The 15,988-nt window shown below is 63.4% G+C and carries 16 protein-coding genes; 10 read left to right on the top strand and 6 right to left on the bottom strand.

Features of this window, described 5'->3' with window-relative positions; all coding sequences use genetic code 11:
- Position 1: 1 nt before the first annotated feature.
- The 3 genes from guaD to NKI24_RS05645 all read left to right on the top strand — a co-directional run bounded on the left by guaD (position 2) and on the right by NKI24_RS05645 (position 3,337).
- Positions 2 to 1,315 (top strand): guanine deaminase, encoded by a 1,314-nt coding sequence (guaD, locus tag NKI24_RS05655; protein WP_352743842.1) that lies wholly within the window; start codon positions 2 to 4, stop codon positions 1,313 to 1,315.
- 74 nt (positions 1,316 to 1,389) lie between these two features.
- Positions 1,390 to 1,896: a heme-degrading domain-containing protein gene (locus NKI24_RS05650; RefSeq protein ID WP_352452226.1), complete on the top strand. Its 507-nt coding sequence runs from the start codon at positions 1,390 to 1,392 to the stop codon at positions 1,894 to 1,896.
- A gap of 175 nt (positions 1,897 to 2,071) precedes the next feature.
- Positions 2,072 to 3,337: a glycerate kinase type-2 family protein gene (locus tag NKI24_RS05645; protein WP_352452225.1), complete on the top strand. Its 1,266-nt coding sequence runs from the start codon at positions 2,072 to 2,074 to the stop codon at positions 3,335 to 3,337.
- A 1-nt stretch (position 3,338) separates the two neighbouring features.
- Here the strand turns inward: NKI24_RS05645 and NKI24_RS05640 are convergent, their stop codons facing one another.
- The 3 genes from NKI24_RS05640 to NKI24_RS05630 form a co-directional block, all read right to left on the bottom strand.
- A complete protein-coding gene (locus NKI24_RS05640; RefSeq protein ID WP_023676234.1) occupies positions 3,339 to 4,016 on the bottom strand; it encodes a UdgX family uracil-DNA binding protein in 678 nt (225 codons plus the stop codon).
- Between the two features lie 132 nt (positions 4,017 to 4,148).
- A complete protein-coding gene (locus tag NKI24_RS05635; RefSeq protein WP_352454740.1) occupies positions 4,149 to 5,570 on the bottom strand; it encodes a glutamine synthetase family protein in 1,422 nt (473 codons plus the stop codon).
- A 14-nt stretch (positions 5,571 to 5,584) separates the two neighbouring features.
- The gene (locus NKI24_RS05630; RefSeq protein ID WP_352452223.1) at positions 5,585 to 6,967 is read right to left on the bottom strand and encodes an aspartate aminotransferase family protein; all 1,383 of its coding nucleotides are present in this window, start codon (positions 6,965 to 6,967) and stop codon (positions 5,585 to 5,587) included.
- A 157-nt stretch (positions 6,968 to 7,124) separates the two neighbouring features.
- Between NKI24_RS05630 and NKI24_RS05625 the strand changes: the two genes are divergently transcribed.
- On the top strand, positions 7,125 to 7,580 hold the full coding sequence (locus NKI24_RS05625; protein WP_352743839.1) for a hypothetical protein: 456 nt from the start codon (positions 7,125 to 7,127) through the stop codon (positions 7,578 to 7,580).
- Positions 7,581 to 7,588: 8 nt separating this feature from the next.
- Here NKI24_RS05625 and NKI24_RS05620 read toward each other — a convergent pair whose 3' ends face one another.
- The gene (locus NKI24_RS05620) at positions 7,589 to 8,563 is read right to left on the bottom strand and encodes a WD40 repeat domain-containing protein (RefSeq protein WP_352452221.1); all 975 of its coding nucleotides are present in this window, start codon (positions 8,561 to 8,563) and stop codon (positions 7,589 to 7,591) included.
- 250 nt (positions 8,564 to 8,813) lie between these two features.
- Complete coding sequence (locus tag NKI24_RS05615; RefSeq protein ID WP_352452220.1) at positions 8,814 to 9,881, bottom strand: CobW family GTP-binding protein; 1,068 nt, start codon at positions 9,879 to 9,881, stop codon at positions 8,814 to 8,816.
- A 197-nt stretch (positions 9,882 to 10,078) separates the two neighbouring features.
- Here NKI24_RS05615 and NKI24_RS05610 point away from each other — a divergent pair, with 197 nt between their 5' ends.
- Together NKI24_RS05610 and NKI24_RS05605 are read left to right on the top strand one after the other, a co-directional pair.
- Positions 10,079 to 10,801, top strand: a complete 723-nt coding sequence (locus tag NKI24_RS05610) for an intradiol ring-cleavage dioxygenase (RefSeq protein ID WP_352452219.1) — start codon at positions 10,079 to 10,081, stop codon at positions 10,799 to 10,801.
- Between the two features lie 203 nt (positions 10,802 to 11,004).
- A complete protein-coding gene (locus tag NKI24_RS05605; protein WP_352454736.1) occupies positions 11,005 to 11,487 on the top strand; it encodes a MarR family winged helix-turn-helix transcriptional regulator in 483 nt (160 codons plus the stop codon).
- A gap of 2 nt (positions 11,488 to 11,489) precedes the next feature.
- Here NKI24_RS05605 and NKI24_RS05600 read toward each other — a convergent pair whose 3' ends face one another.
- Positions 11,490 to 12,362, bottom strand: coding sequence for an AraC family transcriptional regulator (locus NKI24_RS05600; RefSeq protein WP_352452254.1), 873 nt, complete (start codon positions 12,360 to 12,362; stop codon positions 11,490 to 11,492).
- A gap of 52 nt (positions 12,363 to 12,414) precedes the next feature.
- Between NKI24_RS05600 and NKI24_RS05595 the strand changes: the two genes are divergently transcribed.
- From NKI24_RS05595 to NKI24_RS05580, 4 genes are all read left to right on the top strand, one after another.
- Entirely contained in the window at positions 12,415 to 12,822 is a 408-nt protein-coding gene (locus tag NKI24_RS05595) for a DUF2000 family protein (RefSeq protein ID WP_352452217.1), read from the top strand.
- A 197-nt stretch (positions 12,823 to 13,019) separates the two neighbouring features.
- Positions 13,020 to 13,904, top strand: coding sequence for a DMT family transporter (locus tag NKI24_RS05590; RefSeq protein WP_352743835.1), 885 nt, complete (start codon positions 13,020 to 13,022; stop codon positions 13,902 to 13,904).
- 68 nt (positions 13,905 to 13,972) lie between these two features.
- Positions 13,973 to 14,995 (top strand): LacI family DNA-binding transcriptional regulator, encoded by a 1,023-nt coding sequence (locus tag NKI24_RS05585; RefSeq protein ID WP_023676245.1) that lies wholly within the window; start codon positions 13,973 to 13,975, stop codon positions 14,993 to 14,995.
- Positions 14,992 to 15,972 carry a 2-hydroxyacid dehydrogenase gene (locus NKI24_RS05580; RefSeq protein WP_352452215.1) on the top strand — a complete coding sequence of 327 codons (981 nt, stop codon included), beginning with the start codon at positions 14,992 to 14,994 and terminating at the stop codon, positions 15,970 to 15,972. The genes NKI24_RS05585 and NKI24_RS05580 overlap by 4 nt, the downstream gene beginning before the upstream one ends.
- The last annotated feature ends 16 nt before the right edge of the window (positions 15,973 to 15,988 follow it).

The following is a 15,988-nucleotide window of genomic DNA, read 5'->3' as shown; positions in this document are numbered from 1 at the left end:
CATGACCAGCACGCTGCTGCGCGGCCGCACGCTGTCGTTTTTGCGCTGGCCCGAAACCATCGACGACCATTCCGCCTGGCGCTACGAGCAAGATGGCGGCCTGCTGATGCGCGACGGAAGGATCGTTGCCGCGGGCGCCTATGCCGAGGTCGAGAAAAAGGCGGGCGAGGGAACAAAAAAAATCGACCACAGGCCGCATCTGCTGCTGCCCGGGTTCATCGATGCGCACGCGCATTTTCCGCAGATGCAGGTCATCGCTTCCTTCGGCGCCGAGCTGCTCGACTGGCTGAACACCTACACTTTTCCGGAAGAGACCAAATTCCAGAACGCCCAGCATGGCCGCCGTATCGCCAGGCTGTTCCTGGATGAAGTATTGCGGCATGGCACCACGACAGTCGCGGCCTATTGCTCGGTACACAAGGAATCTGCCGAAGCGTTCTTTGCCGAGTCGCACGACCGCAACATGCTCAACATCGCCGGCAAGGTGATGATGGACCGCAACGCGCCGGACGGCGTGCTCGACACGCCGCAATCGGGCTATGACGACAGCAAGGCGTTGATCGATGAGTGGCACGGCAAGGGGCGCCAGCACTATGCCATCACGCCGCGCTTCGCCATCACCTCGTCGCCCGAGCAATTGGAGATGGCGGGCGCGCTCTGCCGCGAATATCCTGATCTGCACATGCAGACGCATCTGTCGGAAAACCACGCCGAGATCGCCTTCACGCAGCAATTGTACCCGCAGACGCGGGACTACACCGACATCTACGAACACTATGGGCTGCTCGGGCGCAGAAGCCTGTTCGGCCATTGCATCCACCTGTCGGAACGCGAGGCGGATGTGCTTTCGGATAGCGGCTCGGTGGCGGTGTTCTGCCCGACCTCCAACCTGTTTCTCGGCTCGGGCCTGTTCGATTATCAGCGCTATAGCCGCCGCGAGAAGCCGCTTCGCATCGCCGCCGCCACCGATGTCGGCGGTGGCACCAACTATTCGATGCTGCGCACCATGGACGAGGGCTACAAGGTGATCGCGCTGAACGGCGAGAAGCTCAATCCGTTCCAGTCCTTCTGGCAGCTGACCCGCGGCAATGCCGAGGCGCTGTCGCTTGCGGAAAAGATCGGCACCCTGGAGGAAGGCAGCGACGCCGATATCATCGTGCTCGACGCCCGCGCCACGCCGGCGATGCGGCTGCGGGTGGAGACGGCGGACACGCTCGCCGAGGAATTGTTTCTGCTGCAGACGCTCGGCGATGACCGCGCCGTGCGCGAGGTCTATGTCGCCGGCCGGGCGGCCAAGGCGGATATAGCGGTTTAGCCGTCGTATGCGGCCGGCTTGACCGGGCGGCAGCCATCCGCCAAAGCAACAGGCGAGATCGACAGGGGAACGACATGGCCGTTGCGGACGACATCGCTCTGATCAAGAAACAGGAAGCCACGCTTGTCTTTTCGGCCTTCGATGAAGCCGTCGCTTTCGAGATCGGCTCGGCGATCCGCGACCGGGCTCTCAAGGAAAACCTGCCGATCATCGTCGATATCAGAACTTTCGACCGGCCGCTGTTCTATGCGGCAATGCCCGGCTCGAACGCCTCCAATCCGGACTGGGCGCGGCGCAAGATCAACGTCGTGCGGCGGTTCCTGAAAAGCACCTACCGCATTGTGCTGGAGCAGCAGCGCCCCGACCGCAGCTTCAAGCCCGGCGAGGGGCTGGACGTTGCCGACTATGTGCTGGCCGGTGGCGGCTTTCCCATCACTGTCAAGGGCGCTGGCGTCATCGGCGTGATCGCCGTTTCCGGTCTACCGGAGCGCGAGGACCACGGAGTTGTCGTCCATACGCTGTGTAGCTACTTGGGCGTCGATAGCCAGGAGTTGGTCCTGCCGCCGGAAGCAACATCGTGACGTTGGCGCTGCCCCTCATCCGCCTGCCGGCACCTTCTCCCCGCGTAGTGACGGGGAGAAGGGCAACGCTCCAACGCTGGCGATCCCCTCTCCCCGTCTCTATACGGGGAGAGGGTAAGGGTGAGGGGCAGCGCAAACGCCGCAGAAGCTCGCACAGCGTCCGTGGTAGCTCAGTATGACCGCGCTCGATCCCAAGTCCTTTCTCATTTCGATCTTCAACGCCGCCGTTGCCGCCGCCGATCCCCAGAGGACGATCAAGGATCATTTGCCCGCAAGGCCGAAGGGACGGACGATCGTCATCGGTGCAGGAAAAGGCTCGGCGCAGATGGCGGCGGCTTTCGAGAAAGTGTGGGACCGGCCGATCGAAGGTTTGGTCGTCACCCGCTACGGCTATGGCGCGGCCTGCCGGCGCATCGAGATCATCGAGGCGGCGCATCCGGTGCCGGATGCCGCGGGGCTGGAGGCCTCGCGACGGCTGCTCGAAAAGGTCCAGGGACTGACTGCGGACGACCTCGTCGTGGCGCTCATTTCGGGCGGCGGCTCGGCGCTGCTGCCGTCACCTGCCGAAGGTCTGACGCTGGCCGATGAGGTCGCTGTCAACGAGGCGCTGCTCGCCTCCGGCGTGCCGATCGCCGCGATGAACACCATCCGCAAACATGTTTCCACGATCAAGGGCGGCAGGCTGGCGGCCGCTGCCTATCCAGCCAAGGTGGTGTCGCTGGTGGTCTCCGACATTCCGGGCGATAACCCGGCGCTGGTCGCTTCCGGCCCGACCGTTCCCGATTCCGGCAGCCGCGAAGATGCATTAGCGTCGATCGCCGCCTATGACATGAAACTACCGGCTTCAGTGATGGCGCACATCAATTCGCCGGCCGCCGATGCACCGCGCGTCGATGATCCGCGTTTTTCGCGCAACGAGGTACATCTGATCGCCTCGGCCGGCGTATCGCTGGAAGCGGCTGCGGCCGAAGCCAGGTACCAAGGTATCGAAGCGGTCATTCTCTCCGATTCCATCGAGGGCGAGGCGCGTGAGGTCGGCGGCGTCCACGCTGCAATCGCGCGCGAAGTGGCGACGCGCAACCGGCCATTCGCAAAACCGGTGCTGATCCTGTCGGGCGGCGAGACGACCGTGACCTTGCGCGCGAAAGGCAAAGGCGGCCGCAACTCGGAATTCCTGCTCGCCTTCGCCATTGGGGTCAGCGGCATGGCGGGCGTCCACGCACTGGCCGCCGACACCGACGGCATTGACGGTTCGGAAGACAATGCCGGCGCCTTCGCCGACGGCTCGACGGTGTCGCGGATGCATAAGGCGGGCGTCGATGCCAAGGCCATGCTTGCCGGCAACAACGCCTGGACGGCATTCAATGCCGTAGATGACCTTTTCGTACCCGGTCCGACCGGCACAAACGTCAACGATCTCCGGGCGATATTGATCAAATAGCTCAGGCGGCCATCAGCTTTTTCACCGCTCTCATATCCTGCAGGAACCGGTCGCGTTCTGCCTGCTTGTCCGCCGGCTCGCGAATGCGCAGGATGAAGGACGGGTGGATGGTGACGAAGACACGCAAGCCATCGTCGCGCTCCACGACGGCCCCGCGCATCTTCATGATCGGCACCACCTTGCCAAGCAGCGCCTGCGCCGCCGTTGCGCCGAGCGCCACCGCCAGATTGGGCTTGATCAGATCGATTTCCTTGTCGAGCCACCAGCGGCAAGCCTGCACCTCGCCGGCGTTCGGCTTGGAGTGGATGCGCCGCTTGCCGCGCGGCTCGAACTTGAAATGCTTGACCGCGTTGGTGACGTAGACTTTCAGCCGATCGACGCCGGCATCGTCCAGGATCGCGTCGAACACCTTGCCCGCCGGACCGACGAAGGGCTTGCCCGCCAGGTCCTCCTGGTCGCCCGGCTGTTCGCCGACGAAGATCACCTTGGCTTTATCAGGGCCCTCACCGAACACGGTCTGCGTGGCGTCGTGCCAGAGCGGACAGCGGCGGCAGATCTTGGCCGTTTCGCGCAGTTCAGGAATCGTCCTGGCGTCGATTTCTGTCGTTTCCGGAGACTTGCTTGCAGGCAAGCGTCTTGCCTGCACTTTGGCATGGTGCGGCGTCGGGGTTGTCTGCATCCTGGCGATCATGACTAAGGCGGCCTTGCTCGCTCGCTGCAATCAGACACGCAATGAGCAAAGCCCGCCGAAGGTTCCGTTGAAATTATTCCGCATGCGCCTTCACCGGCGGATGGCCGACGATGCGATGCCCTACACCTCGTGCAGATAGAGGTGATAATCCAGTTCGCTGACCGTGCGCGCCACGCGCAGATATTCCGATTGCTTGATCGCCACGAACGTCCGGTGCAGGTCTTCGCCCAATGCGCCCTTGAGGAAACTCGACGCCCTTGCCGCCTCGATCGCGGCGCGCCAGTCGACCGGCATCGTCGTGCGCGTGACGGCCGATTCGTAGCCATTGCCGGTGGTTTCGGGACCGGGGTCGAGGCCTTCGTCGAGGCCCTTGACGACACCGGCCAGCACCGTTGCCGCCACTAGGTAAGGATTCGCGTCGACGCCCGATGGCCGGTGCTCGATGCGGCGGTTCTTGGCATCGCCGGCCGGCACACGCAGTGCCACCGAACGGTTGTTGACGCCCCAGGTCGGCGCCACCGGCGCATAGGATTGCGAGACGAAGCGCCGCCATGAATTGGCATGCGGCGCGAAGACCAGCATCGATTCCGCCATCGTCTGGATCAGTCCGCCGAGGCCGCGCAGCAGCGGCAGCGACCAGCTTTCGCCGCCGGTTTCGGCAAAGACATTCTTGCCGGCATCGTCCAGCAGCGAGACATGAAAATGCATGCCCGAGCCGGCATATTTCTCGATCGGCTTGGCCATGAAGCAAGCGGTGACACCATGACGGCGCGCCTGCGCCCGCACCAGTCGCTTGAGCATCACGAGATCGTCGGCCGCCCGCATCACATCCTTGCGGTAGTTGAGCGTCAGCTCGTACTGGCCGGGCGCATATTCCGAGATGACCGTCTCGGCCGGGATGCCTTGCACCTTGGCTGCGGCGTAGATGTCGGAAAACAGCGGCTCCATGCCGTGCAGATGGTCGACGGAATAGACCTCCGTCTTGGCCGAGCGGCGTCCGTCAAGCACCGCGTGCGCCGGCTGCACCTTGCCTTCGGCGTCGCGCTCGTTGGCGAGCAGGAAGAATTCGAGCTCGAAGGCGCCGGCCGGATGCAGGCCCTTGGCCGCGAGGATGTCTACCTGGCGGGCGAGTGCCAGCCGCGGGTCGGACGACATCGGCTGGCCATCGAGATGGTACATCGCCATCAGCACCTGGCCGCGCGGCGGCTGGGTGCCGAACAGCGGCACCAGTGTGCCGGGGATCGGCCACGCCCGCAGGTCGCCGTCGCCCGTCGTCCAGATCAGCCCGGTCTCGTGAACATCCTCGCCGGTGATGTCGAGGCCGAGGATCGAGATCGGCATGTGCCGGCCCCCCTCGAAGATGCTCATCAACTCATGCCGGCGCACGATCTTGCCGCGCCCGACGCCATTGGCGTCGGTCAGCACGATGTCGAACGCTTCGATCTCGGGATGAGCGTCGAGAAAGGCCTGCGCCTCGGCGGGCGTCGAGCCCGAAGGGGATGCCGTGACCAGGTTCAAACTTTGCTTGGGCGCTTGTTTCATGCCGCAAGCTTGTCTCACGCCGTAAGCTTTGCCGCAACCGCGCCGAAGGCAGTGATCAGCCGGTTCACCTGGGCGGCGCTGGTCGCAGGAGAGATCAGCATCATGTTGTGGAAGGGTGCGATCAGCACGCCGCGATTGACCAGCGCGACATGGATTGCCGCCTCGAGCTCCGGCACGTGCGCAGCTTCCGCTTCGCCGCCGTTCCTCAGCGGGCCCGGCGCGCAGATGAACTCGACACGGGCACCGACGCGAGCAACATGCCAGGGCAGACGATAGCGATCGATGACGGCGGTCAGCCCGGCGTCGAGCCGCCGCGCCAGATGGTCCATATGGCTGTAGTTCTCGTCGGTCATGACGTATTCGAGCGTGGCGCGCATCGCTGCGAATTGCAGCGGATTGGCCGACAGCGTTGTCCCCATGCCGGAGTAGCCGGGCTCTTTCCGGCTGATATAAGCGGCATAGCGGGCCGCAACGTCTTCGCTCATGCCCCAGACGCTCGCCGGTACGCCGCCGGCAATCGGCTTGCCCAGCACGAACAGGTCCGGCTCCAGCCCGTATTTGCTTGAATAGCCGCCGGGACCGGTCGAGATTGTATGCGTCTCGTCGATTAGAAGCAGCGTGCCGGTCGCACGGGTGAGACGCCGCAAACCATCATGAAAGCCGGCTTCGGGCAGCACCATGCAGGAATTGGTCAGCACCGGCTCGGCGATGACGCAGGCGACATCGTTGCCCCGGAGTGCCGCGTCGAGCGCCGGCAGATCGTTGAACTCGACGACATCAGTCGCCCGCGTCAGGTCGCGGAACTCGCCGGCCAGTCCCGGTCGATTCACCGCTTTCCCGGCGACCAGCCGCACCATCGTCTCGTCGACCGAGCCATGATAGCAGCCGTTGAAGACCAGTATCTTCTCCCGGCCGGTAACGGCGCGGGCAACCCGCAGCGCGAAGCGGTTGGCATCGGTCGCCGTCGTCGCGATCTGCCACGACAGCAAACCGAAGCGCTGCTGCAGCAACGGCCCGATGGCGAGCGCGTTCTCGGCAGGCAGCATGTAGGTCAGGCCGCGTCCGGCCTGCCTGCGGATGGCGCGTGCGACCGGCGGCGGCGAATGGCCGAACATCGAACCGGTGTCGCCAAGGCAGAAATCGTCGAGCCGGTTGCCGTCGATATCTCTGATGATGGCGCCCCTGGCCCTATCGACGAGGATCGGGAACGGCGTCGGCCAGTCGTTCATCCAATGCATCGGCACGCCGCCGAAGAAGCCGGGCAGGCCATTGCCGATTTTCGCCATCGATTTTGGCCGCGCCCGGCGGAAGACTTCTGCTTCGGTCGCGCGCAACTCGGCGATCCGGGCCGGGCCGATGCCGCCGATGGAAGTCTTTGAATGGTTCATGACGTTCATGGCGGCCCTCTCAGTCGCACTTTAGACAATCGGCATCCGCCACCGCAATTGGCCGGGCGGCTGCCCTGTGTTGGGTCAGCGGTCGTTTGAATGAAAACAGGCGCTTGACCGCGAGCCGCCTTCGGGCGCCAATGGTATTTCGGCTGGAGGGGATAAGATGGTGCGGGCGACCGTCTGCGCAGCAACGCTGCTGTCGTCGGTTGGTGCGGCTCTGGCGTCCGGCGGCATCTGGTGTTCCGCCGAGGATGCAGCCGTCAAATTTCAGGTCGGTGCCGGGGTCACCAGAGGCATGGGCGGGCCGACCTTCAATTTTAGCGGCGAGCTCGAGATTCTGGGCAGGCCGGCTGGCGACAGTCTGCGCAAGACGGTGTTCGAGGATCAGAACCTCACGCAATATTGGCTCGACAACAAGGAATTGCGGCTGCTCGTCTACCACGAACGGCAGGTCGAAAACGCCCACGGCTATGTCGAACTGGCGATCCTGACCAAGGCCAGCGAGGAAGGCGTCTATGACGGTCGCTATTTGCTCTCAATCCATGGTGTAACGGCCGATGCCGAAAAGGACGGCAAGCAGGCTGAATTGACCGGCAAAGTATCTTGCGGAGCCGAGTAAGTAACAGGCTACGCCGAAATATCGATGACGCCGCAGTCGCCCGCAGCGCTGCCAAAGGCGACGCGGCGCTCTTCCTTGTCCCACATCATCGAAGTGACGGCGCCCTTGCCCGGCCGGCGCAACAGCACTTCCTTGGCGTCGGCGAAGCGCACCGCCATCACCATCCCGTCATCATAGCCGATAGCAACGACGTCCTGGCTCGGGTGACAGGCGACGGAGGTGACCATCGCATTGCCGCGCGTGCCGAGTTCCAGCGGCGCCTTGCCCATCGGCCCGTCTTTGCCGGAAAACGGCCAGACGATCGCCGCCGGCGCGCCGGAACTCGCCAGCCATTTGCCCTTGGCGCTCCACGACAGGCTTTTCACCTTGCCGGGGTAGCCGGACATGCGCATGTGCTTGCCGTCGGCGAGCTTCCAGCCATGCAGCGCGTTTTCCTGCATGGTGGTGACGACGAAGCCGCCGTCCGGCGAGAAGGTGATGCCGGTGTGGGCGCCGGCCCATTCGAGCTCGACCGGCTTGCCGTCGGCAGCCGGGAAGTGCAGCGTCGCGCCATTGTAGCGGGCAACGCCGAAGCGCATGCCCTTGGGCGAGAAGGCAAGCCCCTCGACTGAGCGCGGATGCGAGAATTCCCTGGTTTTGCCGTCGGCAAAGCGCACATAGGCAATCTTGCCCGAAGCATAGGCAACAGCGCCTTGCGGCCCGGCGGCGACGCTGGTTATCCATTTCTTGCCTGCGGTCGCCAATTCCGTTGTATTGCCGCCTGGGGTCACGGCAAAGATCCTGCCGTCCTCACCGCCGGTGATCAGTCGGTCGGTTGCCGCATCATGGAAGGCGGCGAGCATTCCGTCATTGGCCTCCACCGTCTTGTGGCCGTGGTCGAGCCGATGGATTGTGCCGTCGGCCAGCGCAAAATGCGGCACGTCGCCGAGAAACACGGCGGCGAGGCAGTGGCCTTCGAGATCGAGCGGGGCGACTGTCGGCATGAGAGATCATTCCGTTCGAGATTTCTGCTTGTCATCTAACCCCGCCGGGCTGTCGGCGAGGCTCCGCCTTCTCCCCTTGTGGGAGAAGGTGGATTGGCGCGCAGCGCCAAGACGGATGAGGGGTGCTGGACGGAGTGCCGTCCTTGCCAAGCTGGAACACCCCTCATCCGACCGAGCTTTCGCTCGGCCACCTTCTCCCACAAGGGGAGAAGGAGAGAAGGGGCAGCGCTAGCGCTATAAAGTCCGGAAATCAAGCGGCCTGGCAGGCCTCGAAGCTTGTCTTCAGTCGCTCGGCGTCGAGTTCGCGGCCGATGAACACCAGCCGGCTCTCGTGCTTCTCGTCGTCCTTCCAGGCGCGCTGGTGGTCGCCCTCGATGATCATGTGCACACCCTGGATGACATAGCGCTCGTCATCGCCTTTCAGCGCAAGGATCCCTTTCAGCCGCAGGATGTTCGGGCCTTCCATCTGGGTCACCTTCTCGATCCACGGGAAGAACTTTTTCGGGTCCATCTCGCCGCCGCGCAGCGACACCGACTGCACAGTCACGTCATGGATGTCGGAAGGGTGCGCATGATGATGCCCGTCATGATCGTGGTGATCATGGCCGTCGTGATCATGGTGATGGTGGTCATGATCATGATCATGATGGTCGTGATCGTCATGCGCCTCGAGGAAATGCGGATCGTTCTCCAGCGCCCGGGACAGGTCGAACGCACCGCGATCGAGCACCTCGGACAGCGCCACGCTGGCGCGTGTGGTGCGATGGATTCGTGCCGCCGGGTTGATGGCGCGGATCGTCGCCTCCACCTTGCTCAGCTCTTCGGGGGTGACCAGATCGGTCTTGTTGAGTACGACGACATCGGCAAAGGCGATCTGGTCCTCGGCCTCTCGGGAATCCTTCAGACGCAGCGGCAGGTGCTTGGCGTCGACCAGCGCCACCACCGCATCGAGCCTGGTCTTGGAACGCACGTCGTCGTCCATGAAGAAGGTCTGCGCCACCGGCACGGGATCGGCGAGGCCTGTGGTCTCGACGAGGATGGCGTCGAAGCGGCCAGGCCTGCGCATCAGGCCCTCGACGACGCGGATCAGGTCGCCGCGTACCGTGCAGCAGACGCAGCCATTGTTCATCTCGTAGATCTCCTCATCGGATTCCACGATCAGCTCGTTGTCGATGCCGATCTCGCCGAATTCATTGACGATGACGGCGTAGCGCTTGCCATGGTTTTCCGAAAGGATGCGGTTGAGCAGTGTCGTCTTGCCGGCGCCGAGATAGCCGGTGAGGACGGTTACGGGGATCTGCGTCTGTGCGTCGCTCATATTGTGCCTCGAATAGGGATTGTCGGCTCCATATAGGATGTGTGCTCGGCTTTTGCACGAGGCAAACCGGTGGGCCAAAGAGGGGCTGGTATTGCCGAACTTTCCTCACATTACCGAACTTTCATTGGCGCCGCCTGACAGCGGGCCCTAGATAGGCGGGGTCATTTACGGAGCTGTTCGCGTTGAAGAGGCGCCAGATGTCCGACAAGTCCTTGCCACTAAGCCGTCGGCAGGCGCTCGGTCTCGTTGCGGTTACCGCTGGCGGCATATTCCTGCCCGCCGGTGCAAGGGCCGGGCAGGTTTCGCCCTATGCCGGGCTTGCTTTGTTCGAAGCCGGTGCCGGCGTCTGCGCCATCACGCCCGAGGTCACCGAAGGGCCGTTCTATTTCGACCCGAAGCTCGAACGCGCCGATATCACCGAGGGCAAGAAGGGCATCGGCCTCAATGTGCGGCTGCAAATCGTCGACGCCGCCTGCCGGCCGCTTCCCGGCGCACGCGTCGATATCTGGCATTGCGATGCCCAGGGCACCTATTCCGGCTATCCCGGACAGGGCGACGGGCAGGATATCGACACGTCCGGCCAGAGCTTTCTCCGCGGCTGGCAGAGAACCGATGAAAGCGGCATCGCTTCTTTCGCCACCATCTATCCCGGCTGGTATCGCGGCCGCACCACCCACATCCATTTCAAGATCTTCCCTGACGACCGCTCGATGATGACCGGCCAGATGTTCTTCCCCGACAGCCTCAGCGAGCAGATATTCGCCACCGTCGCGCCCTATAAAGATCGCCCCGGCAAACGCGATACATCGAACGCGCGGGACGGCATTGCTCGGCAGGCCGGGTCGCTGTCGCAGGCAGCGCTGCGGGAAATGGCGGACGCCTATCAGGCGTTGATGGTGGTCGCGGTGAAAGCCGGTTGAGAACGCCTCGTCACGTCCCCATCCAGCCATTGCGGAAAGTCGTTTGTCATCTAACTGAAATAAACATCTGGCATTAGCCACGGCGAACACCGCGAAGCTTGCCGGCAAAGCTATTTTCCGAGCCGGAATGTTTTCGATCGTCATTGCCAATCGGCGGCCTGCTTCTATGCTGTCCGCTCCGGTTCGGCCGAGGAGGGATGAGCATGGCCAAGGCGGACAAGACTGCAACAATGAGCCGGCTGCATTCGGCGGCGCGGCTGGCGCGCACGGCGCTCGCCGCCCGGCTTCTGGCGCATGGTTTCTATGCCGGCCAGGACCAGATCATGCTGGCGCTCGACCGCGAGGACGGGCAGACGCCCGGCAACCTTGCCGGCCGCCTCGGCGTGCGTCCGCCGACCATCACCAAGACCATCAACCGGCTGCAGGCGCAGGGCTTTCTGGAGAAGCGGGCCTCGTCCGCCGATGCCCGCCAGGCGCATATTTTCCTCACCGACACCGGCCGCGAAATCATCCACGCCATCGAGAAATCGGTGAAGAAGACCGAAAAGCAGGCATTGAAGGGTCTCGACAAGAAGGATCAGAAAGCGCTGTTCAAGCTGCTTGCCCGTGTCGAGGCGAACCTTTCGAACGGCGAAATGGTGCTCCCCGATGACGAACTGGATATCGAGGACAAGATCCTTGAATAAGGTCACGCGTTCGCCGCTGGCGGCCGTCGCGTCAGTGCCGACCAGCGTCCCGGTGTGACGCCGAACGCCTTTTTGAAATGCCGATTGAAATGGCTTTGGTCACTGAAGCCGGCTGCGATGGCGATTTGCGCCAGTGGCTCGTCGGCTTCGATCATCCGACGGGCTCGTTGAAGCCGGCGCATCAACAGGAACCGGTGCGGGCTGGTGGAGAAGGTGGCGCGGAAATGCCGCGACAGGGCATAACGGTCCAATCCGGTTATCGCCTCCAATTCATCCGAACGTACAATCCGCGCGACATTTTCCTCCAGATAGTCGCGCGCCAGGCTGGCGGCGCGCCACGCAGTTTTCGCTACCGGTTTCGTCGGCTGACCGGCGTGCCGGGCCAAGCTTTGCATAAGCTGCGTCATGAAATCGACGACAAACAGCTCGTCCAGTTCCTGATTCAACGGCCCGAGCGCGGAAAGCAGCGTCGCCCGGAGATCGCGGTCTGTCACCACGGCATTCCCGACGAATGGCAGTGATCCGCCGCCGAGACAATCGAGCATCAGGGACGGCTCCAAATAGAGCATTCTGTATCGCAAGCCGTCTTCGGTGCCGGCACCGCCATCGTGCAGTTCGTCGGGATGAAGGATAATGATCTGGCCAGGCAGGCTCTGATGCGTTTGGCCGCGATAGCGGAAGCGCTGCACGCCATAAAGCGTCACCCCGATCGCATAGGTGTCGTGGCGATGGAGATCGAAGGCATTGCCGTGGAACCGGGCCTCGATGCGTTCCATCCCGGCAGCACCGGGTGCCGGTACGATGCAGTTCTCGGCTGCATCCACGCACAAACGTCCAAGACCCTGAAAGGCTTCCCGGTCCAGATCGTGCGCCATCGCTTCACTCGCAGCCTCGGATTGGCCCCCTTTTCGGATTGGAAACTGTCGCATGTTCGATACGAAATTTGCAATCGTGCTCAAGGATGATCTTCCCGTCTGGCAAAAGCTCAATGTCACCGCCTTTCTGACCAGCGGCATCGTCGCGCAATTTCCCGACATTATCGGCGACCCCTACCGTGATCGCGCCGGCAATATCTACAACCCGCTGTCGATCCAGCCGGTCATCGTGCTTTCGGTGGACGGCCAGACGCTCGGCGCGATCCAGCGGCGGGCGCTGGAGCGTGGTGTGACGGTTTCGCTCTATGTCGAGGAAATGTTTTCGACCGGGTATGATCTGGCCAACCGCGCCGTCTTTGCCGAATTTGCGCCGGAGGATGCCAAGGTGGTCGGCATCGCGCTTCGCGCCGAAAAGAAGCTCGTCGACAAGATCACCAAGGGCGCCCGCATGCACGCCTGAGTCGTCGGCCACTAGGTCGGCCACTGGGAAACAAACTGAGCCTGCCGGCGGCTGTCGTTGTGCCAGCCTGTTTTGGCTTGCCCGCAGGCGACAATTGCCGCATTGGTGAGGGACTGCCTTGCTTCCCGTCCGGCCTGAAATTGAATGCTCCCCCAAGACAAGACGAAAGCGCGACATCGCCGGCGGCGATCCTGTGCATGCTTTCCGTCTATGTGTTTTTCACCTTCCTCGACACCAGCAGCAAGTACCTTGTGCTGGCCGGCGTCTCGGCGCTGATCGTCGCCTGGACCCGCTTCGCGGTCCATGTGCTGATCGTCGGCGTCTTTCTGCGCGGATGGCGTGAGCCGCTGCGCTTTCGTCCCGCCAACCTGCCGGCGCATCTCACGCGCGGTCTGCTCCTGTTCGGATCGACGATATGCAACATTCTCGCGCTGCGGACGCTGCAGCTGGCAGAAACCACCTCGATCTACTTCTTCGGCCCGATGGTGATCACCGCGCTTGCCGGTCCGTTGCTAGGGGAATGGGCCGGCTGGCGGCGCTGGCTGGCGATCATGAGCGGCTTTGTCGGCGTCCTCATCATCACCCGGCCGGGCGTCGGCGTTTTTGGCGTCGGCCATCTCTTTGCGCTCGGCTCGATGCTATCGAACAGTTTCTACGTCATCATGACGCGCCGCATGTCGGCCACGGAAACCTCGGAAAGCCTCATCCTGTTTTCGGCGCTGGCGCCGGCCGTTCTGCTGCTGCCGACACTGCCGTTTTCGCTTTCGCTGCCGCAGGATGGCTGGCACTGGTTCATATTGCTGATGCTGGGCGTCTTCGGCGCCATCGGCCATTGGCTTCTTGTGCAGGCCTATCGCCTTGCCACCACCACGGCCCTGGCCCCCTATCCCTATTCGCAGATGATCTGGATGATCATCTCCGGCCTGATCGTCTTCAACCAGTTTCCCGACCGCTGGACGCTGGCCGGTGCGACAGTCATCGTCGCCAGCGGCCTCTACATCGTCCACCGCGAGCACCGGCTTCGTGTGCGCAACCGCGCGACGCTGGACGCGGAGGCGGAAGCGCTGGCAAAAAAACTTTGATTTGCTCGGGATCGATGGCATAAGAGCCGGCCTTTAAACAGTTTAAATTGCTTCGGGAGCGCAGGGCGCTGGCACAGAAGATCAAGCTTTCCACCATCGCGGATGCGCTCGGCGTGTCCACGGCCACGGTCTCGCTGGCCTTGCGCGACAGCCCGCTGGTCGCCGGCGGCACCCGCGATCGCATCAAGGAACATGCCCGCGCCATCGGCTATATCTACAACCGCCGCGCCGCCAGCCTGCGCACCTCGCGCTCGGGCATTGTCGGCGTCGTCGTCCACGATATCATGAACCCGTTCTTTGCCGAGATATTGCGTTCGATCGAGAGCGAACTCGACCGCAGCCGGCAAACCTTCATCCTGTCGAACCACTACGACCAACTCGAGAAACAACGCACCTTCATCGACACGCTTCTGCAACTCGGCGCCGACGGCGTCATCATGTCGCCGGCCATCGGCACGCCGCCCGAAGACATAATCATGGCCGAGGAGAACGGTCTCCCGGCAGTGCTGATTGCACGCACCGTCGAAGGTGCCGACGTGCCGGTGTTTCGCGGCGACGATGCCTACGGTACCGGGCTTGCTACCAATCATCTGATCTCGCTTGGCCACAAGCGCATCGCAATGATCGGCGGTACCGATCAGACGTCGACCGGCCGCGACCGCTATCAGGGATATGTCAATGCCATGGAGGCGGCGGGGCTTGAGGTCAGGCCGTCCTGGCGTATCGCCGGCCCGCGCACCAAACAGGCCGGCTTCGAGGCCGCCGGGCAGTTCCTAGCGCTGAAGGACAGGCCGACCGCGGCCTGCTGCTGGAACGACCTCGTCGCCATCGGCCTGATGAACGGCATCGCGCGCGCCGGGCTGGTGCCGGGCATCGACATCTCCGTTACCGGCTATGACGACCTCGAGGAGGCGGCGATCGCGACGCCGGCGCTGACTACCGTGTGGAACGGCCAGCGCGAGGTTGGCCGCCGCGCCGCCAGCGCGCTGCTCGACAAACTCAACGGACAGACGGTGCGGCCGTCGCAGGAACTGATCAAGCCGGAACTGCATGTGCGCCAGTCGACCGGCAAACCGGTGGAACGTGCATGACAAAAACCAAACAGCAAGCTGTCGCCATTCTGGTGCCGGGCCAGTTCAACGATCATGCGGTCGGCCGCATCGACGGGGTGTTCAGCCGCGTCCGGATCGAACGCGCCGATCCGTCGCTGGTCACCGACGAGATGCGTCATACGGTGCGCGGCATCGCCGCCTTTGGCGGCATAAGCTCCGCGTTGATGGACGCGCTGCCAAAGCTCGAGATCATCGCCAATTTCGGCGTCGGCTATGATTCGGTCGATGTCCGCCACGCCGCACAGCGCGGCATCATGGTCACCAACACACCGGATGTGCTGACCGAAGAGGTCGCCGATACGGCGCTCGGCCTGTTGATCAATACCATCCGCGAACTGCCGCGCGCCGAGGCCTGGCTACGCGACGGAAGCTGGCTGCGCAACGGCAACTATCCGCTGAGCCGGCTGACCTTGCGCGGGCGCCATGTCGGTATCTTTGGCATGGGCCGCATCGGCCTCGCCATTGCCCGCCGGCTCGACGCTTTCGGGCTGCCCATTGCCTATCACAACCGGCGCCGCGTCGAAGGCCTGTCCTATGACTATCACCCGACGCTGAAAGGTCTCGCCGGGGCGGTCGACACACTGATCTCGGTGGCGCCCGGCGGGGCTTCGACGGAAAAGGCCGTCAATGCCGAAATCCTCTCGGCTCTTGGGCCGAACGGCGTCTTTGTCAACATCGGCCGGGGCAGCACGGTCGACGAACCAGCCCTTGCCGCCGCACTTGCCAGCGGCAGCATCGCCGCTGCCGGGCTAGACGTCTTTGCCGACGAGCCGAATGTGCCAGCGGCGTTGCTTGCCGCGCCCAACACCTCGCTTTTGCCACATGTCGGCTCGGCCTCGCAGCACACCCGCCGCGCCATGGCGGACCTGTGCGTCGAAAATCTGGTCTCGTGGTTTTCGCAGCGCAAGGCGCTGACGCCGGTGCCGGAGACGGCAAATGTCAAGGCAAGGCCGTAAGCGGGCTGCCATATCT

Source organism: Mesorhizobium sp. M0701, assembly GCF_040320365.1.
Lineage (GTDB): Bacteria > Pseudomonadota > Alphaproteobacteria > Rhizobiales > Rhizobiaceae > Mesorhizobium.
This window is presented reverse-complemented; position numbering and strand designations above follow the sequence as displayed.